At 72.0% G+C, this 22369-nt stretch carries 24 protein-coding genes; 14 read left to right on the forward strand and 10 right to left on the reverse strand.

Going from position 1 to position 22369, the window contains the following annotated elements; all coding sequences use genetic code 11:
- Nucleotides 1-150 precede the first annotated feature (150 nt).
- The gene (locus EYW40_RS00510; protein WP_135819671.1) at nucleotides 151-2025 is read left to right on the forward strand and encodes a PAS domain-containing protein; all 1875 of its coding nucleotides are present in this window, start codon (nucleotides 151-153) and stop codon (nucleotides 2023-2025) included.
- On the opposite strand, the gene EYW40_RS00515 is transcribed toward EYW40_RS00510, so the two are convergent.
- Both EYW40_RS00515 and purL read right to left on the reverse strand, forming a co-directional pair.
- Nucleotides 2018-2596 carry a HalX domain-containing protein gene (locus EYW40_RS00515; RefSeq protein ID WP_135819672.1) on the reverse strand — a complete coding sequence of 193 codons (579 nt, stop codon included), beginning with the start codon at nucleotides 2594-2596 and terminating at the stop codon, nucleotides 2018-2020. The two genes, EYW40_RS00510 and EYW40_RS00515, sit on opposite strands and share 8 nt — an antisense overlap.
- Before the next feature lie 113 nt (nucleotides 2597-2709).
- Nucleotides 2710-4848 carry a phosphoribosylformylglycinamidine synthase subunit PurL gene (purL, locus tag EYW40_RS00520; protein WP_135819673.1) on the reverse strand — a complete coding sequence of 713 codons (2139 nt, stop codon included), beginning with the start codon at nucleotides 4846-4848 and terminating at the stop codon, nucleotides 2710-2712.
- Between the two features lie 160 nt (nucleotides 4849-5008).
- Between purL and EYW40_RS00525 the strand changes: the two genes are divergently transcribed.
- Genes EYW40_RS00525 through EYW40_RS00535 form a run of 3 tightly spaced genes read left to right on the forward strand, consistent with a single transcriptional unit; the run spans nucleotide 5009 to nucleotide 8256 of the window.
- Nucleotides 5009-5695 (forward strand): PHP domain-containing protein, encoded by a 687-nt coding sequence (locus tag EYW40_RS00525; RefSeq protein WP_135819674.1) that lies wholly within the window; start codon nucleotides 5009-5011, stop codon nucleotides 5693-5695.
- Between the two features lie 2 nt (nucleotides 5696-5697).
- On the forward strand, nucleotides 5698-6780 hold the full coding sequence (locus tag EYW40_RS00530) for an asparagine synthase C-terminal domain-containing protein (RefSeq protein WP_135820596.1): 1083 nt from the start codon (nucleotides 5698-5700) through the stop codon (nucleotides 6778-6780).
- Nucleotides 6781-6834: 54 nt separating this feature from the next.
- Entirely contained in the window at nucleotides 6835-8256 is a 1422-nt protein-coding gene (locus EYW40_RS00535) for a hypothetical protein (RefSeq protein ID WP_135819675.1), read from the forward strand.
- 15 nt (nucleotides 8257-8271) lie between these two features.
- Here EYW40_RS00535 and EYW40_RS00540 read toward each other — a convergent pair whose 3' ends face one another.
- The 3 genes from EYW40_RS00540 to EYW40_RS00550 form a co-directional block, all read right to left on the reverse strand.
- Nucleotides 8272-8526, reverse strand: a complete 255-nt coding sequence (locus EYW40_RS00540; RefSeq protein ID WP_135819676.1) for a hypothetical protein — start codon at nucleotides 8524-8526, stop codon at nucleotides 8272-8274.
- A gap of 79 nt (nucleotides 8527-8605) precedes the next feature.
- Entirely contained in the window at nucleotides 8606-9085 is a 480-nt protein-coding gene (locus tag EYW40_RS00545) for an NUDIX hydrolase (protein WP_135819677.1), read from the reverse strand.
- A gap of 52 nt (nucleotides 9086-9137) precedes the next feature.
- Nucleotides 9138-10112 (reverse strand): transcription initiation factor IIB, encoded by a 975-nt coding sequence (locus EYW40_RS00550; protein WP_135819678.1) that lies wholly within the window; start codon nucleotides 10110-10112, stop codon nucleotides 9138-9140.
- Nucleotides 10113-10320: 208 nt separating this feature from the next.
- Here EYW40_RS00550 and gatC point away from each other — a divergent pair, with 208 nt between their 5' ends.
- The gene (gatC, locus tag EYW40_RS00555) at nucleotides 10321-10599 is read left to right on the forward strand and encodes an Asp-tRNA(Asn)/Glu-tRNA(Gln) amidotransferase subunit GatC (protein ID WP_135819679.1); all 279 of its coding nucleotides are present in this window, start codon (nucleotides 10321-10323) and stop codon (nucleotides 10597-10599) included.
- Entirely contained in the window at nucleotides 10596-11864 is a 1269-nt protein-coding gene (gene gatA, locus EYW40_RS00560; protein WP_135819680.1) for an Asp-tRNA(Asn)/Glu-tRNA(Gln) amidotransferase subunit GatA, read from the forward strand. Before gatC ends, gatA begins: the two co-directional genes overlap by 4 nt.
- 35 nt (nucleotides 11865-11899) lie before the next feature.
- On the opposite strand, the gene EYW40_RS00565 is transcribed toward gatA, so the two are convergent.
- Nucleotides 11900-12754 carry a DUF7351 domain-containing protein gene (locus tag EYW40_RS00565; RefSeq protein WP_135819681.1) on the reverse strand — a complete coding sequence of 285 codons (855 nt, stop codon included), beginning with the start codon at nucleotides 12752-12754 and terminating at the stop codon, nucleotides 11900-11902.
- A gap of 198 nt (nucleotides 12755-12952) precedes the next feature.
- On the opposite strand from EYW40_RS00565, the gene EYW40_RS00570 reads away from it, so the two are divergent.
- The gene (locus EYW40_RS00570) at nucleotides 12953-13363 is read left to right on the forward strand and encodes a DUF5788 family protein (protein ID WP_135819682.1); all 411 of its coding nucleotides are present in this window, start codon (nucleotides 12953-12955) and stop codon (nucleotides 13361-13363) included.
- Nucleotides 13364-13388: 25 nt separating this feature from the next.
- On the opposite strand, the gene EYW40_RS00575 is transcribed toward EYW40_RS00570, so the two are convergent.
- Together EYW40_RS00575 and EYW40_RS00580 are read right to left on the reverse strand one after the other, a co-directional pair.
- Nucleotides 13389-14525 (reverse strand): pyridoxal phosphate-dependent aminotransferase, encoded by a 1137-nt coding sequence (locus tag EYW40_RS00575; RefSeq protein WP_135819683.1) that lies wholly within the window; start codon nucleotides 14523-14525, stop codon nucleotides 13389-13391.
- Nucleotides 14522-15010, reverse strand: coding sequence for an Lrp/AsnC family transcriptional regulator (locus EYW40_RS00580; protein WP_135819684.1), 489 nt, complete (start codon nucleotides 15008-15010; stop codon nucleotides 14522-14524). Before EYW40_RS00580 ends, EYW40_RS00575 begins: the two co-directional genes overlap by 4 nt.
- Before the next feature lie 108 nt (nucleotides 15011-15118).
- Between EYW40_RS00580 and EYW40_RS00585 the strand changes: the two genes are divergently transcribed.
- The 3 genes from EYW40_RS00585 to EYW40_RS00595 all read left to right on the forward strand — a co-directional run bounded on the left by EYW40_RS00585 (nucleotide 15119) and on the right by EYW40_RS00595 (nucleotide 16445).
- Nucleotides 15119-15535, forward strand: a complete 417-nt coding sequence (locus EYW40_RS00585) for an EamA family transporter (protein WP_135819685.1) — start codon at nucleotides 15119-15121, stop codon at nucleotides 15533-15535.
- A gap of 33 nt (nucleotides 15536-15568) precedes the next feature.
- Nucleotides 15569-16132 (forward strand): thioredoxin family protein, encoded by a 564-nt coding sequence (locus tag EYW40_RS00590; RefSeq protein WP_135819686.1) that lies wholly within the window; start codon nucleotides 15569-15571, stop codon nucleotides 16130-16132.
- Nucleotides 16133-16193: 61 nt separating this feature from the next.
- Entirely contained in the window at nucleotides 16194-16445 is a 252-nt protein-coding gene (locus EYW40_RS00595; protein ID WP_135819687.1) for a hypothetical protein, read from the forward strand.
- Between the two features lie 22 nt (nucleotides 16446-16467).
- Here the strand turns inward: EYW40_RS00595 and EYW40_RS00600 are convergent, their stop codons facing one another.
- Nucleotides 16468-17556 (reverse strand): NADH:flavin oxidoreductase/NADH oxidase, encoded by a 1089-nt coding sequence (locus tag EYW40_RS00600; protein WP_135819688.1) that lies wholly within the window; start codon nucleotides 17554-17556, stop codon nucleotides 16468-16470.
- Between the two features lie 145 nt (nucleotides 17557-17701).
- Here EYW40_RS00600 and EYW40_RS00605 point away from each other — a divergent pair, with 145 nt between their 5' ends.
- Together EYW40_RS00605 and dhaK are read left to right on the forward strand one after the other, a co-directional pair.
- Nucleotides 17702-18676 (forward strand): AEC family transporter, encoded by a 975-nt coding sequence (locus EYW40_RS00605; protein WP_135819689.1) that lies wholly within the window; start codon nucleotides 17702-17704, stop codon nucleotides 18674-18676.
- A 122-nt stretch (nucleotides 18677-18798) separates the two neighbouring features.
- The gene (gene dhaK, locus EYW40_RS00610) at nucleotides 18799-19791 is read left to right on the forward strand and encodes a dihydroxyacetone kinase subunit DhaK (RefSeq protein ID WP_135819690.1); all 993 of its coding nucleotides are present in this window, start codon (nucleotides 18799-18801) and stop codon (nucleotides 19789-19791) included.
- 36 nt (nucleotides 19792-19827) lie between these two features.
- Here the strand turns inward: dhaK and EYW40_RS00615 are convergent, their stop codons facing one another.
- On the reverse strand, nucleotides 19828-21192 hold the full coding sequence (locus tag EYW40_RS00615) for a bifunctional metallophosphatase/5'-nucleotidase (RefSeq protein ID WP_135819691.1): 1365 nt from the start codon (nucleotides 21190-21192) through the stop codon (nucleotides 19828-19830).
- Nucleotides 21193-21278: 86 nt separating this feature from the next.
- Between EYW40_RS00615 and dhaL the strand changes: the two genes are divergently transcribed.
- Both dhaL and dhaM read left to right on the forward strand, forming a co-directional pair.
- Nucleotides 21279-21989: a dihydroxyacetone kinase subunit DhaL gene (gene dhaL / locus EYW40_RS00620; protein WP_135819692.1), complete on the forward strand. Its 711-nt coding sequence runs from the start codon at nucleotides 21279-21281 to the stop codon at nucleotides 21987-21989.
- Entirely contained in the window at nucleotides 21989-22369 is a 381-nt protein-coding gene (gene dhaM / locus EYW40_RS00625; RefSeq protein WP_135819693.1) for a dihydroxyacetone kinase phosphoryl donor subunit DhaM, read from the forward strand. Before dhaL ends, dhaM begins: the two co-directional genes overlap by 1 nt.

Below are 22369 nucleotides of genomic sequence, written 5' to 3' on the forward strand. Positions count from 1 at the left end.
GCGCGAGGGATCGCTGGCCTCGACGCAGGACCGCCGCGGCCCCGACCGCGCTCGGCCACGAAAGGTAAGTGTGCCCCGCTCGTAGCGGGCGGCGATGAGGAGCGTCGCCGCGCGCCCGGCCCCCGCGCGGACCCGCCGGGAGGGACCGACATGACGGACGAGGAACCCACGGCCCCGGAGATACTCGACCGCGTCGCGGACGCCTTCTTCGCGCTCGACGACGCGTGGCGGTTCACCTACCTCAACGACCGCGCCAGGGAGCTGCTGGACCGCGACGGCGAGGGGCTGCGCGGGCGGGTCATCTGGGACGTGTTCCCCGAGACGGCCGACACGCCGTTCCCGAACCAGTTCCACCACGCGATGGACGAGGGCGAGGACGTCGCCTTCGAGACGTTCTACAACCCGATCGGGACGTGGTTCGAGGTGCGCGCGTACCCCTCCGACACCGGGCTGTCCGTCTACCTGCGGGACGTGTCCGAGCGCAAGCGCCGCGAGACGGAGGCGGACCAGCACGCCGCCATCGTGGAGGCGGTCCACGACGGCGTCGTCACGGTCAACGCCGACGACGAGATAGCGTACGTCAACCGCGCCGTCGAGGCCACGTTCGGCGTCCCGCGGGACCGCCTCGTCGGCACGCCCGTCGCGGCGCTCCACCGCGTCGCGACCATCGACGAGGGGAGCACGGCGGCGCTGGTCGACGCGCTGTCGGCGCTCCGGGCCGGCGAGGACGGCGAGCGCCGCGTCGAGGCGACGTTCGAGATGGCCGACGAGTCGACCCACGTCGGGGAGGTCCGGCTGGTCCGCATCCCGGGGACCGACGGCGGCGGCGTCGCCGGCGTGATCCGCGACGTGACCGACCGCCGCGAGTACGAGCGCGTCGTCACGTCGCTCCACGGCGTGACCCGCCAGCTGTACGAGGCCGACACCCCGGAGGAGGTGTGTGCGGTCACGGTCCACACCGCCTCGGAGCTGCTGGACATGCCAGTCAGCGGCGTCTGGCTGCTCGACGAGGAACGGGGCCACCTCGACCCCGTCGCGGCCACCGCCGGCGCACACGAGCTCATCGGCGGGCTGCCGCGGTTCGGCCGCAACGAGGGGCTGGTGTGGGAGGCCTACCACGGCGGCGAGTCGGCGCTGTACGACGACGTCCGGGCGGCGACCGACGTGTACAACCCGGACACGCCGATCAGAAGCGAGATCATCGCGCCGATCGGCGACCACGGCGTGTTGATGACCGGCGCGCGGACCGTCGGCGCGTTCGACGAGCGGGACCGCGAGCTGGCGGAGATACTCGCGGCCCAGGCCGAACTGGAACTGGACCGGGCCGAGCGCGAGCGGCTCCTCTCCGAGCGCGAGACGGCGATCACCCGGCAGTCCGAGCGCCTGACCGCCCTGCGGGAGCTGCTGGACGGGGAGGTCGGCGACGAGGTCGACGCCGCGCTGTCCGCAATAGAGGGGGCCGTCCTGGACCCGGAGCGGGCGGCCGAGGTTCAGTCCGCACTGGCCCGGGCCGACCGGCTCGTCGACGACGCCGCGGAGCTGTCGACGGCGCGGACGGCGCTCGGCCCGCGCACGACGGTAAACGTCGCCGACGCCATCGCGGCCGCGGGCGAGAACGTCGTCGACGACGAGACGGTCCCGGTCGCGGGGCTCTCGCTGACGGCCGACGACGACGCGACGCTCCGGGCGGACCGCGACCGGCTGGTGAAGCTGTTCGAGGCCCTGTTCCGCTGGTCGCCGGACGGCCGCCGGGCAGACGTCCGGGTCGGCCTGCTCGCGTCGGCCAAGGCCCGGTCGGTCGCCGACGGCGGGTACCCGTCGGGGTTCTTCGTGGAACGTGCGGACGCGTCGGCGGAGTGGGACGGGGAGCGCATAACCGACCCGACGACGGGGCCGGTTGGACCGTCGATAGCGCGGGAGATAGCCCGCGCCCACGGCTGGGAGTTCTCGACGGCGACGACGCCGGCGGGGACGCTCCGGTTCGAGGTGTCGGGCGTGACGACGCTCGACCCCGAGGTCACGTAGTGCCTTCCCGCGTGATGTCCCGGCAGGTGCGGCCGTAGGCGTCCGAGCCCGAGAGCTGGGCGACCGTGTCGTCGACCCGCTCGCGGAGGACGGCGATGCGGTCCTCCAGGCGGGCGTACTCCTCGCTCGCCCGGAGCTGGGCCTCGCTCTTCTCGGAGTCCAACAGGGCCCTCTTCGAGGCGAGCGCGAAGAACTCCTGGATCTGGGCATCGTACGTCGACCGGAGGAGCAACTGGTCGACCGTGTCGAGCAGGTCGTCGGGCGAGACGGGCTTGACGAGGTAGTCGTCGAACCCCATCTCGATGATCTCGAAGTCGGGTTCGATGGCGGTCACCATCGCCACCCGGCAGTCGAGGTTGCGCTCGCGGATCGCGTCCAGCACGCGGTCGCCGGAGATGCCCGGCATGCGGCGGTCCAGCAGGACGGCGTTGACGTCCCCGTCGATGGCGTCCAGCGCCTCCGTGCCGTCGTAGGCGGTCCGGACGGTGCAGTGGTCCGCCAGCCACGAGGAGTAGAGGTTGGCCAGGTCCGGCTCGTCCTCGACGACGAGGACGACGGGGTCCCCGCTCATGGCGACATCGCTCCCCTCTCCCGGCGCATTATCTCAACGATGTCGGCCGCCGTATTTGAAGATGGCGACTGGTCGGAACGAGGGAGCACGGTGGTCGGCGAGGGCAAACGCTATCAGCCCATCTCCTCGGTGATCACGGACCGCAGGTCGGCGACGGCCCCGGCGTCGTACGTCAGGTCGCGGCCGCCGACGGAGAGCGAGAGTTCGCCGGCCGACGTGCCCTCGCCGACCGCGTGGACCGGCGCGACGCCGTCGAACGCCGCGCGGACGGCGTCGGCGTCGGTCGTCTGGACGACAGCGCGGCCGGGGCGCTCGTGAAACAGCGCGGCCGTCGGGTCGGCGTCGTCCGGCAGCGAGACGTCCAGTCCGGCCTCGGCGGTGACCATCTCGGCCAGCGCGACGGCGAGGCCGCCGTGGCTCACGTCGTGGACGGCGCGCGTCGCGTCGTCGTCGGCGACGGCCGCGAGCGCGGAGACGAACGCGCCCGGTTCGTCGGGGAGGGCGGGGAAGCGGTCGCTCCCGCCGAACTGAGCGAGGTACTCGGAGCCGCCGAGCGGGACCGACTCCCCGGAAAGCGCCGGGTCGCCGACGACGAGCAGGTCGCCCTCGGGGGCGGCCGCGGCGGGCGGCGCGTCGTACCCCGCCTTCGTCCCGGTCATCGCCAGCGTCGGCGTCGGCGGGATCGGCCCGGACGGCGAGTCGTTGTACAGCGAGACGTTGCCGCCGACGACCGGCACGTCGAGCGCGGCGCACATGTCCGCGAGGCCGTCGACGATCCCCTTGAAGCCGCCGTACACGTCGGGCTTCTCGGGGTTGCCGCCGTTGAGGCAGTCGACGGCGGCGAGCGGCGTCGCGCCCTTCGCGGCGAGGTTGGTCGCGTTCTCCAGCGCGACGGCGCGGGCCCCGTCGTACGGCGCGGCGTCGGTCCAGTCGGGGTCCGCCCCGGCCGAGACGGCGAGGCCCGTCTCGGCCTCCCGGATCGCCAGCACCGCGGCGTCGTCGCCCGGCGGCACGCTCGTCCGGACGCCGACCTCGTGGTCGTACTGGCGGTACACCCACCGCTTCGAGGCGGCGTTCGGGCTGCCGACGACGGCCTCGAACGCCTCGGCGAGGTCGGCCTCGGGGAGGTCCGTCTCGGGCTGGCTCGGTTCCTCGCTCGGCAGGTCGTTCATCGGCGCGCCGTCCCCGAGGAACTCGGCGGGCGCGTCCACGACCGTTTCGCCTTCGAATTCACAGACGTAGTTCCCGTCGGTCACCTCGCCGATGACCGAGCAGCCCAGGTCGTACCGCTCGGCTATCTCGCGGACGCGGTCGACGTCGTCGGGGGCGACCTCGTAGCACATCCGCTCCTGGGACTCCGCGAGCAGGATCTCCAACGCCGTCATGTTCGGCTCGCGCTGGTGGACGCGCTCCAGTTCGATGTGCGCGCCAAGCCCGCCCTTCGCGACGAGTTCGCTGGAGGCCCCGCCGAGGCCCGCCGCGCCGAGGTCGCGGGCCGACTCGACCAGCCCCTCGTCGACGAGCGCCTCGTTGGCCTCGATCAGCAGCTTCTCCGTGTACGGGTCGCCGACCTGCACCGCGGGGCGGTCCTCCGTCTCGGCGTCCTCCGAGAGGTCCTCGCTGGCAAAGGACGCGCCGCCGAGGCCGTCCCGGCCCGTCGCGTTGCCGACGAGGACGAGCTTGTTCCCCGGCTCCTGGGCCTCCGCGGTGACGAGGCGCTCGGGGTCGTCGACGAGGCCGACGCAGGCGACGTTGACCAGCGGGTTCCCCTCGTAGTCGTCGTGGAAGGCGACGCTGCCCGCCACGGTCGGGACGCCGATGGAGTTGCCGTAGTCGCCGATCCCCTCGACGACGCCGTCGAACAGGTAACGGGAGTGCTCGCGGTCGAAGTCCCCGAAGTACAGCGAGTCGGCCAGCGCGATGGGGTAGGCCCCCATCGACAGCGTGTCGCGGACGATGCCGCCGACGCCCGTCGCCGCGCCGTCGTACGGGTCGACGTAGGACGGGTGGTTGTGGCTCTCGACGCCCATGGTGACGTAGGTGTCCTCGTCCAGGGACACGACGGCGGCGTCGTCGCCGGGGCCGACCACGACCCGCTCGCCCTCGCTGTCGAACGCCGACAGCAGCGGGCGCGACGACCGATACGCGCAGTGTTCGCTCCAGAGGTTCTCGAACAGCGCTTCCTCCGCCCGCGTGGGGTCGCGCCCGAGTTCCTCGACGACGAGTTCGCGGTCCGAATCGGCGAGGCTCATTCACCTCCCTGTTCAAACAGACCGAATAAGAGGCTTTCCATGTGCACGTTCGTGGTGGTCGACTGCCGCGTGGGCGACGCTGTCTCAGCGCGGCGGCGGCCGCGCGCGGGGGCGCTCCGAGACCGGGGCGCTTTTGCCACGGCCCCCCGAAGGCCGACTCGTGCTGTCGGCCGAACTCCACTGCCACTCGTCGCTGTCGTACGACGGCCGGGACCCGGTCGAACTCCTGCTGAAGCAGGCGGACGCGGTGGGACTCGACGCGCTCGCGGTCACCGACCACGACGAGATAGACGCGAGCCTCGACGCCGCCGAGCGCGCCGAGGAGTACGGCCTGGTCGGCATCCCCGGGATGGAGGTGTCGACCGCCGCCGGCCACGTGCTCGCGCTCGGCGTCGAGGAGCGCGTGCCCGAGGGCCTGCCGTACGGCGAGTCGCTCGACCGCATCCGCGACCTGGGCGGCATCGCCGTCGTCCCGCACCCGTTCCAGGAGTCCCGTCACGGCGTGCTGGCGAACATCTCGAAGGACGCGCTCGCCGAGGCCGACGCGATAGAGGTGTACAACTCGCGGCTCCTGACGGGCCGGGCGAACCGCCAGGCCGAGCGGTTCGCCCGCGACCGCGGGATGCCGATGACCGCCGGGAGCGACGCCCACATCAGCGAGATGGTCGGGCAGGCGGTCACGCGCATCGGCGCGGAGGAGCGAAGCGTCGACGCCATTCTGGACGCCATCCGCGAGGGCCGGACCACGGTCGAGGGCAAGCGGACGCCGTGGCACATCAGCTTCCGACAGGCCGCCGGCGGGGCGAAGCGACGCGTCAAGAACGGACTGTTCTCGCTGCTGCGATGACGCTGCGGGGCGCGACCGCTGACTCGGTCCGCCGCGCGCTCGACGAACCCGACCCGCTTCCGGGGACCCGCGGGTTCGCCGGCGCGGTCGACGGCCGCCTCGTCCGGGACGTGCTGGGCCGCCAGCCCCTGTTCGTCGACGGCGGGGAGTGGGCGTTCTCGCCGGACGAACTGGCCGACCCGGAGCCGTTTCCCGCGGGGCACGTCCGGCCGGCGGACGGCGACGCAGAGCCCGTCTGGGAATTGCCGGACCCCGATCCCGTCACCGACGAGCGCGTCGCCGTCGCCGAGTTGCGGGAGGCGCTCGCGGCGGCGCTCGACGACGCGGCCGCCGAGGACGGGGCCGACGCCACGGCCGTCGCGTTCTCCGGCGGCGTCGACTCCGCGGTCGTCGCAAGTCGGCTCGACGCGCCGCTGTACGTCGCGGGCTTCCCGGACAGCCACGACGTCGAGGCCGCCCGGGACGCCGCCGACGCGATGGGGCGGGACCTGCACGTCGTGGAGCTGTCCGCGGCCGACGTGGAGCGGGCGGTTCCGGCGGTCGCCCGCGCGACGGGGCGGACGAACGCGATGGACGTGAGCATCGCGCTCCCGCTTTTCCTCGTCGCCGAGCGGGCGGCCGCCGACGGGTACGACCGGCTCGCCGTCGGGCAGGGTGCGGACGAACTGTTCGGCGGCTACGCCAAGGTGGCCCGCGCCCCGGAGGACCCCCGGGTCGCGGCCGACACGGTCCGCGGCGCGCGCCGGGAACTGCTCGGGACGCTCCCCGACCAGCTGGAGCGGGACGTGCTCGCGCTCCGGGCGGCGGGGGTCGAGCCGGTCGCGCCGATGCTCGACGACCGCGTGGTCCGGGCGGGCCTGTCGCTGCCCGGCGACGCGCTCGTCGACGACCGCGGCGAGCGAAAGCGGGCGCTCCGGCTGGCGGCCCGGGAGTTCGTCCCCGACAGGGTCGCGTTCCGGGAGAAGAAGGCGGTGCAGTACGGTAGCCTCGTCTCCCGCGAACTCGACCGGCTCGCCCGGCAGGCGGGGTTCAAGCGCCGGACCGACGACCACGTCTCGGCGTACGTCGCCTCGCGGGTCGAGTGAGCGGTCCCGAACCCGGGGGTCCGCTTTTACGCGCTCGCGTGTTAGGGCGCTCGAATGCGACGCTGGATCGCGGTCGTCGGCGCGCTGGCGCTGGTCGCGCTGGCCGCGCTCGGGGGGATATCGCTGTTCGCGCCGTTCACGACGGACGACGTCAGCCCGCAGCGCGACCCCGCGCCGGAGCTCGTCTCGCCCAACGGGAGCGAGAGCGGCTTCTACCCCTACCTGAACTCGCGGCCGCGGTTCACCCAGCGGAGCCCGATAAACGTCGTCGTCATCGGCAACACCTCGGAGGTCGCCCGGATCATGCAGGAGGAGACGGCGACCCAGTGGAACGAGACCGCCGAGGACGAGCGGGACCTCGGCGGGCGGCCGCTGGTCGAGGGGGAAAACGAGACGCTCCGGAACGGCACCGTCGTCAACGAGTCGGTGGCCGAGAACGGAACAATAGTCGCCAACGACACGGACGGGAACGTCACGCCGGTCGGGAACGCCACGGCCGCGGACAACGCCACGAACGCCTCCGGGAACCGCTCGTTCCTGGAGGACATCAGCCCGACGACCGCGTGGGACCGGACCACGGGCGCGACGCGGTGGGCGTATCTGGACCCCGGCGGTGACGGCGACGGCAAGTGGGTCACCGAGACGACGCAGTTCCACCACGGCGACTACTACGGCTCGCGGGTCCACGTCCGCATGTACGAGAGCCCCAACGCGAGCGAGCAGTGGGTGGTCATGCAGGCCCACAAGGAGCACTTCGACTGGTTCACGCTGCGCCACCGCGTCGACAGCTCCGAGCAGGCCCAGTCGTACGTCGAGCAGGAGTTCATGGGCCAGCCGTTCGTCGAGGAGGAGGGCGTCTACCGGATCTACCTCGACAACGGCGGCCCCTCGGACTCCGACGGCTGGGCGACGGTGATCGAACTGGCGTACCTCCTCCCGGTCGCGTTCGGCCTCGTCCAGTTCGGCGTCGGGCGGAGCGTCCGGTCGCGGCTGGACGGGGTCGACCTGGAGCGGTTCGACGCCGTCCGGGCGCGGACGACGATGCGCCACCTGCTGCTCGGGCTCGTCATCGTCGTCCTCCTGCTCGGCGTGCGCTTCGGCGGGGTGTACCTCGAACGCAACGCGCCGATGCTGTCGATGTACGCCATCGCCGCGCTGCTGTACCCGGTGATGGCGCTCGGCCTCCCGGCCGCCACGTACCTCGTCGCGTCCGGGCTCGACCGTCAGTTCGACGCGGCGGTGACGGCCTCGGTCGCGCTCTCGGTCGCCATCTGGCTCGACTACGCCTACCTCGGCATCGGGACGCTCCCGGTCGAGGTGGTGCTCCAGCGGGTCGTCGTCATCCTCTCGCTGGGCCTCATCGCTGGCGGCGCGGCCCGGGATGCGGCCGCGGGGTCCCGGTGGAACGCGATGGAAGTGGGCGGCGGCGCGCTCTGGGTACTCGTGCTCGTCGGCACGCTGCTGGGGTACCTCTGACGCAGCGGAAACCCGTCAGGACCGCAGCCGCCACCGGACGACCAGCCCGACGGCCGCGACCGTCGCCAGCGTCACCAGCCCGCTTATCAGCGACCCGACGACGTTCGCGCCGCCGGCGGCCGCGGTGACGGTCCCGGCGCCGCCGGCGACCGCCGCGCCCCCGACGACGGTGCCGACGCCGACACAGCAGAGGCTCGCGAGCCCCGCGACGCCGAGGTACGCGGGGAGGGTCCGGCCGCCGTCGGAGTCGTCCTCGTCGCCTTCGGCCATCCGTCCGGTAGCCGTTCGCACCGCCCCGGCATATGGCTTCGGCAGGCGCGCGGTCCCGTTGGCCCGCGGGACATCCGGATCAGCCGTCCGCCCGCTCGTCGACGGCGGCGATCGCGCGCCGGCCGATCTCGGCCACGTCGGGGTCGAGTTCGTCGCTTTCGCGCAGGTCCGCCGGCGTGAACCACTCCCACGCCGCGGCGGCCGCCTCGCCGTCCGCCGGCGCGAGGTCCCGGGAGTCGGCCTCGGCGTAGTAGACGAGGTCGACGTGCTGGTGGCCGACCTCGCCGCCGTGGACGTTCACGTCGGCCAGCAGCACGTGTTCGGGCTGGGGGAGCGACTCGACGGTCGGCGAGCCGATGTCGTTGGTCTCCGCCCGGAGCGTCACGTCCAGCCCCGTCTCCTCGCGGACTTCGCGGACGGCCGCCTCGTGGGGCACCTCGCCGCGGTCGACGTGGCCGCCCGGCGGGAGCCACTTGCCGATGCGGTCGTGCTCGTGGAGGACGGTCGCGCCGCTCTCGACGACGTACGTCGTCGCGGTGAAATGTCGGGTGGTCTCCATACGCCGTCAGAGCGACGGCGGGGGCTTGTACGTGTTGTTCCGGAGCCCGGCGCTACGCGGATGCCGCGTCGCTCGCGTCCAGGATCTCGTTGTAGCGGTTGCGGATGGTGACCTCGCTGACGTCGGCCACCTCGCCGACGGAGGACTGGGTCACCTTGTCGTCGGTGAGCAGCGAGGCGGCGTAGACGGCGGCGGCCGCGAGGCCGACCGGCGACTTCCCGCTGTGGACGCCCTCGTCTTTCGCGTCGCGCAGCAGTTCGCGGGCGCGGCGCTCGGCCCGGTCGCCGAGGCCCAGGTCGCTGGCGAACCGCGGCACGTAGCTCTCGGGGTCGGCGGGCTGGACCTCTAGGCCCAGTTCGCGGGCGACGTACCGGTACGTCCGGGCGATCTCGGTCTTCCCGACGCGGCTGACGGCGGCGAACTCGTCGAGGCTCCGCGGGGTGCCGGCCTGCCGGGCGGCGGCGTACAGCGCCGCCGTGGCGACGCCCTCGATGGAGCGGCCGGGGAGCAGGTCCTCGTCGAGCGCCCGTCGGTAGACGACGCTGGCGGTCTCCCGGACGTTCTCGGGCAGGCCGAGCGCCGACGCCATCCGGTCTATCTCGCCGAGCGCCTGCTTCAGGTTGCGCTCCTTCGCGTCGCGGGTGCGAAAGCGCTCGTTCCAGGTGCGCAGGCGCTGCATCTTCTCGCGCTTCCGGGCCGAGAGCGTCCGGCCGCTGGCGTCTTTGTCCCGCCAGCCGATGTTCGTCGAGAGGCCGTCGTCGTGCATCATCTTCGTCGTCGGCGCGCCGACGCGGGACTTCTCTTCCTTCTCGGCGGCGTCGAACGCCCGCCACTCGGGGCCGCGGTCGATCTCGTCGGCCTCGACGACGAGGCCGCAGTCGGCACAGACCGTCTCGCCCTGGGCGGCGTCCGATTCGAGGGAGCCGCCACACTCCGGGCAGGCGAGGTCAGCCGTCGCCTCGTCGGCCGTTTCGGACTCGTCGCGCGTCCGCCCGTCCACGCGGGTTCTGGTGCTCGTGTCTGTCATGGTGTGGGGTCGGGAGGTGGCACCCGAAAACCGGTGAGTGCGATAATCTGTTGGGACTGTTCGGACTTAAATCTCCGGACAGCGGAAAGGGCGAGTGTCGCGATACCGGCCGTTTCGGCCGGTTCTACGCCGGGTTCTCGATCCGCGGTTCGCCCGGCCGCTCGCCCGTATCGAAACCCTTACTCCCGGGAAGGGAGTGCTCTCGGGCATGAGCGACTCGCCCGTCGACCCCGACGAGGTGCGCCACGTCGCGGACCTGGCGCGGGTGGACCTGGCCGACGAGGACGTCGACCGGTTCGCCGAGCAGTTCGCCGACATCCTCGGCTACTTCGAGACGCTGGACGAGGTGCCCGAGGTGGACCGCGACGCCGACCTCGTCAACGTGATGCGCCCGGACGAGGTCCGGGAGGGACTGACCCAGGCGGAGGCGCTGGACAACGCCGCCGAGACCGACGACGGCCACTTCGAGGGGCCGAACGTCTCATGAGCCTGAACGCGTTCGTCACCGAGGAGCGGATCGAGGGGGCCGACGACGGCCCGCTCGCCGGCCGGACGGTCGCGGTCAAGGACAACATCTCGACGGAGGGCGTCCGCACCACCTGTGGCTCCGCGATGCTGGAGGATTACGTGCCGCCGTACGACGCGACCGTCGTCGAGCGCCTGAAGGATGCGGGCGCGACGGTCGTCGGCAAGGCGAACATGGACGAGTTCGGGATGGGGTCGACCACCGAGACGTCGGCGTTCGGCCCGGTCGAGAACCCCGCCGCCGAGGGGCGCGTCCCCGGCGGCTCCTCGGGCGGCAGCGCGGCGGCCGTCGCGGCCGGCGAGGCCGACCTCGCGCTCGGTTCGGACACCGGCGGCTCCGTCCGCAACCCGGCGGCGTTCTGCGGCGTCGTCGGCATCAAGCCCACCTACGGCCTCGTCTCGCGCTACGGCCTGGTCGCCTACGCGAACAGCCTGGAACAGATCGGCCCGCTCGCGCCGACCGTCGAGGAGGCCGCCGAACTGCTGGACGTCATCGCCGGCGAGGACCCGCGGGACGCGACCACGCGGCCGGAGGGGACCGACTCCGACTACGCCGCCGCGGCGGACGGCGACGTCGACGGCATGGAGATCGGCGTCCCGACGAACCTCGTGGAGGGGGCCGACGAGGGCGTCGTCGAGACGTTCTACGACGCGCTCGACGAACTCGAAGCCGCCGGCGCGTCGTACCACGAGGTCGAACTCCCCTCGGTCGAGCACGCCGTCGAGGCGTACTACGTCATCGCCATGTCCGAGGCGTCGTCGAACCTCGCCCGGTTCGACGGCGTCCGGTACGGCCACCGCGCCGACAGCGACGGCAACTGGAACGAGGCGTTCTCCAAGACCCGCGACGAGGGGTTCGGCGAGGAGGTCAAACGCCGGATCCTGCTCGGCACGTACGCACTCTCGGCGGGCTACCACGACAAGTACTACAAGAAGGCACAGGACGCCCGCGCCTGGGTCAAGCGGGACTTCGACGAGGCGCTCGGCGAGGCCGACGTGCTCGCCAGCCCGACGATGCCCGTGCCGCCGTTCGAGCGCGGCGCGAGCCTGGACGACCCGCTGCAGATGTACCTCGCCGACGCCAACACCGTCCCCGTCAACCTCGCCGACCTGCCCGCAATCTCCGTGCCCGCGGGCGAGACGGACGGCCTCCCCGTCGGGATCCAGTTCGTCGGGTCGGCGTTCGACGAAGGGACGATAATCAGGGCCGGCAGCGCGCTGGCCTGAGCGACGGCACGGCCGTTTCGAGCGATTCCTGCCGCTTATCCCGAACGTTCAGTCGAGACGACCTCACCGCTCCGGTCGAGCGTGAGCGACAGCGTCTCGCCGGCCCGTTCGGTCTCGACCCGCAGCCGGAGCGGGTCCTCCGAGGCGACCGTCTCCGACCCCGGCACGCAGAAGTCCAGCGTCCAGAACGGGACGGTCCGGACGTCGACCCCGTGGTCGTGGTGGAACCCGATCACGGCGGGGTGGCCGACGAGGAACAGGCCGACCGGGATCCCGTGGACGAACCCACATCGGTCGCACTCGCCGCGGTAGTGGTAGTGGTCCGGGCCGACGCCGCCGTACTCGATGCGCCCCTCGACGCGACCCCCGCACTCCGAGCAGATGCCGCGTCGGGTCAGTTCACCCCACCTGCTTTCGAGGAACGTCACCCGTTCGGCGATCGCCGCCTCGGGGTGGGATTCGAGCAGGCCGGGCGGCACCGAGAGGCCGACGGCGTGCTCGTCCGTGCCACATTCGAGTCGGAGAACGCCGTCCTCGTACCGCAACCGGACCGCGTCGTCGCAGAAGAGGCAGGTGCCCGGAACGTCGACCGGCCCCCACGTCCACCCGGGATCGAAGTCGCCGGAGGCGACGGCCGACACCACCTCCATGCCGACGCGGGAGATCCGGTAGCCCTCCGGCCCGTCGACGACGAGGTCGTCGAGGCGGTCGAGGTGGTAGTTGAAGTTCCCGTTGTCGCGGACGCCGGCGGCCTCCCGGAGTTCGCTGTACTCCAGCCACGGGTCGGCCGGGTCGTCGCCGTGTGCGGACGCCAGCGCCCGCAACACGGAAAGCCGCGTCGAGTTGGTCGCCCGCTCGAAGGCCTCGGTGGGGTCCGGTCGGCCGCTCATCGTCCCGGGGTACGGCCGTCGTCGTGTAAACGTTGGCGTCGGGTCGCCCCGATAGTATCAACTCTGTTAGAGTAATCCGTTGCTCCGAACGCATATTCCCGCGGCGGGCCAACCGCCGGATATGACGGCCATCCGGCATCGCGTCGCGGCGGCCACGTCGAACCGGCCGACGACCGCTTCCGCGGGCGGGGACGAGCCATGAACGAGCGGCGTCGGGAGGAACTGCTGAGCCGGGTCAACCGGACGAGCGGCACCGTCGGCGGGTCGATGCCCGAGTCGATCCGGGTCGACGGCAGGTCCGTCCCGGTCCGCGAGTTCTACTTCGAACTGTCGGACCGGGCGGACCTGTCGCCCGAGGAGCGCGGTCGGGTCGAGGACGTGCTCTCGTACCTGCGCCGGGAGCGACTGGCGCTCGTCGGGCGGATCCGGGACGGCGACGTCGACTGCGAGACGGGCGAGTCGCTGGTGGCGGAGGTCCGGGACCTCGACCGGGCGATAAACGCCTTCGAGTCGCTGGAGGACCCGGACTACGGCGAGCAGGTCCGGCGGGAGCGGATCGAGTCGGCGCGGGAACTGATCGAGATGATGCGGGAGTTCGGCAAATTATAGCCGCCGGATCCGGTCCGACGGGGTCCTACAGGAACGCCTCGATCCGGTCCATCGCCTCCTTCAGGTCCTTCGTCCCGGTCGCGTAGGAGACACGCAGGTGACCTTCGCCGCCCTCGCCGAAGGCGTCGCCGGGGACGACCGCGACGCCCTGGGCTTCGAGCAGGTCCTCGGCGAACGCCTCGGCGTCGCCGCCGGGGGCCTCCGGGAACACGTAGAACGCGCCCTTCGCCTCGAAGCAGTCGATCCCCATCTCGTCGAACCGCGAGAGGACGAGCTTCCGGCGGCGGTCGTAGGTGGCGACCATCTCCGCGACGGCGTCGTCGCAGGTCCGCAGCGCCTCGACGGCGGCGTGCTGGGCGGTCGTCGGGGCCGACAGCATCGAGTACTGGTGGATGCGGTTCATCGCGGCGGTCGCCTCCGGCGGCGCGAGCGCGTAGCCCAGCCGGAGGCCGGTCATCGCGTACGCCTTCGAGAAGCCGTTGAACACGACGGTGCGCTCGCGCATCCCCGGGAGCGTGGCGATCGAGGTGTGGTCGTGGCCGTACGTGAGTTCGGCGTATATCTCGTCGGCGAACACCGTCAGGTCGTGCTCGCGGACGAACTCCGCGACCGGTTCGAGTTCGGACTCGGTCATCACCGCGCCGGTCGGGTTGTTCGGGTAACAGAAGATCAGCGCCTCGGCGTCGGCCGCGCCGCTCTCGGCGAGGCGCTCGTACGTGAGCTTGAACTCGTCGGCCTCGCGGGTCGGCACCGGGAGCGGGTCGCCGTCGGCGAAGATGACGCTGGGCGCGTAGGAGATGTACGACGGCTGGGGCACCGCGACGGCGTCGCCGGGGTCGACCAGCGCCCGCATCGCCACGTCGACGCCCTCGCTGACGCCCGTCGTGACGAGGACCTCGTCGTCCGGGTCGTACTGCAGGTCGTAGCGCTCGGCGACGTGGTCGGCGATCGCCTCGCGCAGGTCGGCCTTGCCCCGGTTCGCGGTGTAGGAGGTCTTGCCGCGCTCCAGCGAGTCGATCGCCGCGTCGCGGGCGGCCCACGGCGCGGAGAAGTCCGGCTCGCCGACCCCCAGCGAGATCACGTCCTCCTTCTCCTCGGCGAGTTCGAAGAACTTCCGGATGCCCGACGGCGGGACCCGCTGGACGCGCTCCGACGGCTTCATGGGGAGATCGACAGCCGGTCGTCGCCGTGGCCGTCCTCGAACTCGATGCCGCGGTCCTTGTACGTCTCCATCACGTAGTGGGTGACCGTCTGGGTGATCTCCGGCGTCGGGGCCACCTTCTCGCTGATGAAGTTCGACACCTCCTGGAGCGAGTCGCCCTCCACCTCCAGGTGGAAGTCGTAGTCGCCGCTGACGAGCTGGAGCGTGGTCACCTCGGGGAAGCGACCGAGGCGCTCGGCGATGTCGTCGTACCCCGTCTCGCGGTCGAGCGTGACGTTCAACTCGACCTCGGCGCGGATGTGTTCCTCCTTGACGCGGTGCCAGTCGACGACGGCCTGATACCCGCGGATGATCCCCTCGGATTCGAGTGTCTCGATGGTCGAGACAACCTCCTCCTCGGAGAGGTCGGTCATCCGCGCCAGATCCTCGGTGGAGTAGCGCGCGTTCTCCAGCAGGAGGTCGAGCAGTTCGCGCTTGGCGGTCATGTGTAGGGCAGTCGGCGGGGGCGGCAAAAGGGTTTCCCGTCCGTGCAAACCTCTCACGCAGGGCGGCCGAGTCGAAAGCCTATCCGGGGTCGGTCGCCCACGACGCACATGAACCACATCGGCTGGGCGATAGTCGCCCTCCTCGCCTACACGATGGTCGCACCGCTGATGAAGATAGCCACGGAGTCGATACCGAGCGACGTGGCGACGTTCGTCTCGAACCTGATCCTCGTCGCCGTCGCGCTCGTGTTCGTCCTCCGCGCGGACCAGTCCGTCACCCGCTACCTGATACACCCGAAAGCGCCGTACATGTACGGCGCGGGCCTCTGTCTGGCGATCGGGATCCTCTCGTACTACCGGGCGCTGTCGATGGGGGCCGTCAGCGTCGTGACGCCCGTGTTCGGGCTCTTCCTCGTGACGAGTTCGCTGCTCGGCATCGTCTTCCTCGACGAGTCGTTCACCGGGCGCAAACTGCTCGGCATCGGCTTCGCGGTGCTGGCGGTGTACTTCACGACCGTCGAGTAAAGCCATAAGCCGCCGCGGTGCCGATCCCCACGCATGGTGATGATGGAGTCCGACTCCGAACTGGAGCGCGGCGACGAGGCGCCCGACTTCGACCTCCCCGGCGTCGACGGTGAGCGACACTCGCTCGACGACTTCGCGGGCTACGACGCGCTGCTGGTCGTGTTCACCTGCAACCACTGCCCGTACGCGCAGGCGAAGTTCGACCTGCTCAACGACCTCGCCGACGAGTACGACGACGCCGCCGTCGTCGGGATCAACCCCAACGACGCCGAGGAGTACCCCGACGACTCCTTCGAGAGGATGCGCGAGTTCGTCGACGACGGCCGTGTCGCCTACGACGCCTACCTCCGCGACGAGGCACAGACGGTCGCGGCGACGTACGGCGCGGTCTGCACGCCGGACCCGTTCCTGTTCCGGAACGACGGCGGCACCTTCCGGCTGGCCTACCACGGCCGCCTCGACGACGCGCCGAACCCGGACGACGAGCCGTCCCGGTTCCAGGTCCGCGAGGCGATAGACGCCGTGCTGGCGGGCGAGGCGGTCGATATCGAGGAGCAGCCCTCGCGGGGCTGTTCGATCAAGTGGAAAGAGGACTGACGGACCGTCGCCGGGCCGAGCGGCCCAAAGCATTTCTCCCGACCCGACGAAGGGACGAGGCATGTCGAACGACGAGCCCTCCGGTCCCACGAAGTCGGGATACGTCGTCATTGCGAGTCTCCTCGTCGCCCTCGCCGTCCCACTCGTCGGCGGCTGGTCGTACCTCCCGCTGTCCGGCCTGTCGCTTGCCGTCGGCGTCGTCGCCCTGATCACCGGGATGCACTACAGCGGGGACGACGACGGCGAGGGGAAAGACGAGGACCGCGGCAGGCGCGAGAAGGAAGTCGAGGCGTTCGAGGACGGGTTCGCCTGACCCGGTGCGTCCGGGGCCGGTCTCAGAACCCGCGGCGGTACTGCACCGGCACGTCCGCGCGGTCCAGCGCGTCGAGCGCTTCGGCCGCGTGGAGCGCGAAGTATGGGTCCCGCAAGTGCTCGCGGCCCACGACCGCGAGGTCCGCGCGGTCGTTGCGGACGACGGCGTCGGCCTGCTGGGCGGTCGTGATCCCGCCGACAGCGCCGACCGCGGCGTCGGTTCCCTCGGCGACGCGCTCGGCGTAGGGCACCTGATAGTTCGGCCCGCCGTGGGGCACCTGCTGGTCGGGGTGGATCCCGCCGGCGCTCACGTCGATCAGGTCCGCGCCGTCCTCGGCCAGCAGGCCGGCCAGCCGCGCGGTGTCGTCGACGGTCCAGGACTCGCGGTCGGGGAGCCAGTCGGTCGCGGAGACGCGGACGAACACCGGCTTCCCGTCGGGCCAGACGGCCCGGACGCGCCGGGTCACCTCGCGGACGATCCGCGCCCGGTCCTCGAAGCTCCCGCCGTACTCGTCGTCGCGGCGGTTCGTCACCGGCGAGAGGAACTCGTGGAGGAGGTAGCCGTGGGCGGCGTGGACCTCCGCGACCTCGAAGCCGGCCGCGAGGGCGCGCTCGGCGGCGGCCTCGAACGAGTCGATCACGTCCTCGACGTCCCCCCGGTCCAGCCGCCGGGTCGCCGGCGGTTCGTCGTCGTAGGGGTACGGCTCGGCGCTCGGTGCGACCGTCTCCCAGCCGCCCTCGTCGGGGCCCAGCGGGCGGCTCCCGTCCCGCGGCGGGGTCTTGCTGGCCTTCCGGCCGGCGTGGGCGAGCTGGATCGCCGGGACCGCGCCGTGCTCGCGGACGAACTCCGCGACGGGCGCGAGCGCGTCGGCGTGCTCGTCGCTCCAGATGCCCAGGTCCTGTGGCGTGATTCGGCCGCGGGACTCGACCGCCGTCGCCTCGGCCATCACCACGCCCGCGCCGCCGACGGCGCGGCTCCCGAGGTGGACGCGGTGCCAGTCGGTCGCCAGCCCGTCCCGATCACAGGAGTACTGGCACATCGGCGAGACCATCACGCGGTTCCGTATCTCCGTCCCGCGCAGCGTCAGCGGCGTAAACAGGTCGTCGGTCATCCTTCGACGGTAGCCGCCACGCGGGAAAAACCGACACGGAGCGGGACGGGTTTGCCGGGAGCGGCGAGCGGCGCACGGCTCGCGGCGACCGGAGGGTGTCGCCGGATCCGAACCGCACAAGGGGGCGAGTCGGCTGGGGCCACCTATGGACGCGCTGGGCGGGGTGACGGTGGACGTCGCGGTCGTCGGACGGCTGCTCGGGCTGTTAGCGCTGTTGCTCGTCGGGACGGCGCTACGGCGGGGCGGCGTGCTGAACGAGTCGCGGGCGGCGCGGCTGAACGCGGTCGCGTACTGGGTCGCACTCCCGGCGCTCATCTTCGTCTCGACGTACGACCGGCCGATAGGCGACCTCGTCTCGGGGTCGCTGTTCGCCGGCCTGCTGGCCGTGCTCGTGGGCACGGCGGCGCTCGGGTGGGCCGTCAACCGGGGCCGCGGGTCGCCGCCCCAGCGCAGCGTCGCGGTGGTCCAGTCGTACCACTCGAACCTCGGCTACCTCGGCCTGCCGCTGGTCGCGGCGACGTTCGACGCCGACGTGGCCGCGGTTGCGAGCGTCGTCCTCGGCGTCGTCTCGCTGCTGCAGGTGCCGATGACCGTCCTCGTGTTGAGCACCGCCAACGGCGGCGACGCGTCGCTGCGCGAGGAACTGCGCGGCCTCGCGCTGAACCCCGTCGTCGCATCGCTCGTCGCCGGACTGGCGGTGGGGTCGGCCGACTTCGACGTGCCGGCCGCCGCGACGACTGTCGCGGGCGTCGACGTGCTGGCCGCCGCCGCGACGGCGCTGGACGCCGTCGGCACGCTCGCGCTGCCGCTCGCCCTGCTCTGTGTCGGCGCGTCGCTCCGGGCCGACCTCCCGTCGGTCGACCTCGGCGCGACCGGCCGGGTCACCGCGGTCAAGGTCGTCGCCATGCCACTGGTCGCCTGGGCCGTCTTCGCCGCGCTCGCGGTCGACGCGGCGACGTTCACCGCCGTCGTCGTGATGTTCGGGACGCCGACGGCCGTGTCCACGTTCGTCTTCGCCGAGGAACTGGGCGGCGACGAGGAGTTCGCGTCGCTGAACGTGTTCGTCTCGACGCTGGCCTCCGTCGCCACTCTGTTCGTCCTCATCACTCTCGTCCAGTGAGCGCACGCCGGCGGCCGGGGGCTCGCAGCCCCGTATCGCCCGTTCCACGCCGGGACGCGACCGCACCTCGCCGTTCCCTGGGGGACGCTTATGTACGTTCGTGACGAACTCCCACGTTGATCATGAAGAAGCTGATCAACGACCCGGCGGACGTCGTCGACGAGATGCTGGACGGGATGGTGGCGGCCCATCCCGACCGGGTACGGCGGCTGGACGACACGAAGGTACTGGTGCGCGAGGACGCGCCGGTCGACGGGAAGGTCGGCGTCGTCAGCGGCGGGGGGAGCGGCCACGAACCGACACACGCCGGCTACCTCGGCCAGGGGATGCTCGACGGCGCGGCCGCCGGCGAGGTGTTCACCTCCCCGACGGCCGACGAACTGGGCGAGATGATCGCCGCGGCCGACGGCGGCGAGGGCGTGCTCTGCGTCGTGAAAAACTACGAGGGGGACGTGATGAACTTCGACACGGCCGCCGAGATGGCCGCGATGGAGGGCGACACGGACGTCGAGCAGGTCGTCGTCAACGACGACGTGGCCGTCGAGGACTCGACGTACACCTCGGGGCGGCGGGGCGTCTGTGGCACCATCCTGGTCCACAAGGTCGCCGGCGCGATGGCGGACCGCGGCGGCGACATCGACGAGGTGAAACGCGTCGCCGAGAAGGCCATCGACCGCGTCGGGACGATGGGGACGGCGCTGACCTCCTGCGTGACGCCGGAGAAGGGCGAACCGACGTTCGACCTGGGCGACGACGAGATAGAACTCGGCATCGGCATCCACGGCGAACCGGGCGTCGAGCGCACCGAGCAGATGCCCGCCGACGACGTGGCCGAGGAACTGACCGGTGCGGTGCTGGACGACCTGGACCCGGAGGGCGAGGTCGTCACCATCGTCAACGGGATGGGCGGCACGCCGCTGATGGAGCTGTACGTCGTCAACCGCCGCGTGCAGGAACTGGTCGACGACGCCGGGCTGGAGACGTGGGACGCGTGGGTCGGCGACTACATGACCTCGCTGGACATGGCGGGCTGCTCGGTGACGGTGATGGACGTCGACGACGAACTGAAGGAGCTGCTGGCCCACGACGCCGACACTATCGCGCTGAAGCGGTAGGGCGGACCGCCGTCCCCGTCCTTGTCCTGTTTGCTCTCACTCGCCGAGCGCCGGGCGCTCGATCCGGCCCTCGACGGCCGGGGCGATCCCTTCCGCCCGCGCGTACTCGACGATGGCGTCGCGGGCGACGCCGTGGCGGCCCACCACGTCGTCCTCGCCGAACGCGGCGCTGACGTGGTCGGTTTCGACCAGGTAGTCCGCGACCGCCAGCGTGTACTCCGCGCCGGGGTCGACCGGCTCGCCGCCGACCGTCGCCTCGCGGAGTTCGCCCGCGTCGTCGTCCCAGACGACCCGCGCGCCGCTGACGTGGCTGCAGAAGCGGGGCGGGAAGTCGTCGTGGTGGTAGCCGACGGGGAGTTCGGCCAGCGCCTCGCGCAGTCGGTCGCCGGACAGCGAGACGACGGCCAGCCCGTCGTCGTAGGGCGCGAGGCCCTGCAGGTCCGCGACCGTCACGTCGCCGGCCAGCGGGTCGCCGGAGCGGAGCGCGCCGGTCGGGCTGATGGACACGTCCGCGCCGGCCCGCCAGCGGAGCGCGTCCGCGACGAAGTTGCCGGCCTCGCTCTCGGCGACTGTGGCGGCCTCCTCGGTCAGCGCTATCGGGTCCTCGACCGTCGCGACGACTTCGTCGAGGCCGTGTTCGGCGATGCGGTCCCGGAGCGCGGCCGCCACCGACTCGTCGCGGTGCTCCTCGCCGACCTCGTGGATCGTCACGTCGCGGGACGGGGTGAGTTCCACCTCGGAGAAGTACCGCCCGGCGCGGCCCGGGCGGACGACGAACGTGTCCGCGACCGTCTCGACGTGCACGTCGTGGACGTGGCCGCCGAGGACGACGTCGACGTCAGTCTCGCGGGCGATGCGGTCGTCGCGCTTGCCGCAGTGGGAGGCGACGACGACGAACTCCGCGCCGCGCTCGCGGAGCGCCGCGGCCTCGTCGCGGACCGCGGGCACGGGGTCGGAGAACGTCACGCCCTCGGCGGCGGGGTTGATCCCGACGGTCTCGGGGTGGGCGACGCCGACGACCCCGATGCGGTGGCCGCCGGCGTCGACGATCCGACTCGGCTCGGTCGCGTCGGCGGCGAACCGCTCGCCGTCGACGGCCGCGTTGGCACAGAGGTACGGCTGCGGGGCTTCGGCGGCGAGTTCGCGGGCCGTCGCCGGCCCGAAGTCGAAGTCGTGGTTGCCGAACGTGTCGGCGTCCGGTGCGACGGCCCGGAAGAAGGGCATCGCGGCGCGGCCCTCGGTCGCCAGCGGGAGCGCGCCGGGCGCGGTGTTGTCGCCGGTGCCGACGACGAGCGCGTCGTCGCCGCGGCGGGCCGCGAGCGCGCCGGCCAGTCGGGCGCACCGGTCGGGGTCGTCGAGGGCGGTCTCCAGGTCGGAGTAGTGGAGGATCCGGAGGGACATGTCGGCGACGTGGCGGCCCCGCGACAAGAGCGCTTCGCCTCGAGCGCAAAACGTTTTCACCGCGCCGGCCGTTGGTACGCCACGATATGACAGAGACGGCGGAGGCCGAGGCGGTGATCGCGGCCGTCGAGCGGGTGGCCGACCGGATCGAGGCCGAGAAGTCCCACCTGACGGACCTCGACTCGGCGATCGGCGACGCCGACCACGGGGCGAACCTGCACCGCGGGTTCCAGGCGGCCGCCGAGAAGGTCCGGGACCTGGAGGACCCCGACGCGCAGGAGGTCGTCAAGACCGTCGGCGTGACGCTCGTCTCGGAGGTCGGCGGGGCGGCGGGGCCGCTGTACGGCGGGTCGATCATGTCCGCGAGCAGCGAGTTCGCCGAGGGCGTGACCGCCGCGACGACCGTCGCGTTCGCGGAGGCGTACCTGGAGAAGCTTCAGGATCGGGGCGACGCGCGGGTCGGCGACAAGACGATGGTCGACGCGGTGACGCCGGCCGTCCACACGTACAAGAAGTCGATAGAACAGGACGACCTCCCGCCCGTCGCGGCGCTGGCGAAGGCGGTCGACGCCGCCCGGCGCGGGGTCGAGTTCACCGTGCCGCTCCGGGCGTCGAAGGGGCGGGCGTCGTATCTCGGCTGGCGCTCCGTCGGCCACCAGGACCCCGGCGCGACGAGTACGCTGATGATCCTGGAGGAACTGCTCGCCGCGGCCGAGGAGCGCTTCGACGCCGAACCGGACGTCGACGCCGTCTCCCCGACGGTGCCGGACGAGACGCCCGACGGGGAGGGGAACTGATGGTCAGCCTGCTCGTCGTCTCCCACAGCGCCGACGCGGCGCGGGGGATCCGCGATATCGCGGGCGAGATGGGCGGCGCGGACGCCGAAATCGTCGCCGTCGGCGGCGACCCGGACGGCGGCATCGGTACCAGCGTCCCCGCCATCCAGGAGGCGCTTTCGGGGATGGACGGCGACGAGGTTGTCGTGCTCGTCGACCTGGGCAGCGCGGTGATGAACGCCGAGATGGCCGTCGAAACGGCCGACAAGGAGGTCGTCATCGCCGACGCGCCGGTGCTGGAGGGGACGCTCAACGCGGCGGTCGAAGCGGCGAACCCGAAGGCGTCGCTCGAATCCGTCCGGGAGTCCGCCGAGGAAGCCCGCGACGTGTCGAAGCTGTAG

Origin of the sequence: Halostella litorea (assembly GCF_004785955.1) — an archaeon.
In the GTDB taxonomy this organism is placed as follows: Archaea; Halobacteriota; Halobacteria; order Halobacteriales; family Natronoarchaeaceae; genus Halostella; species Halostella litorea.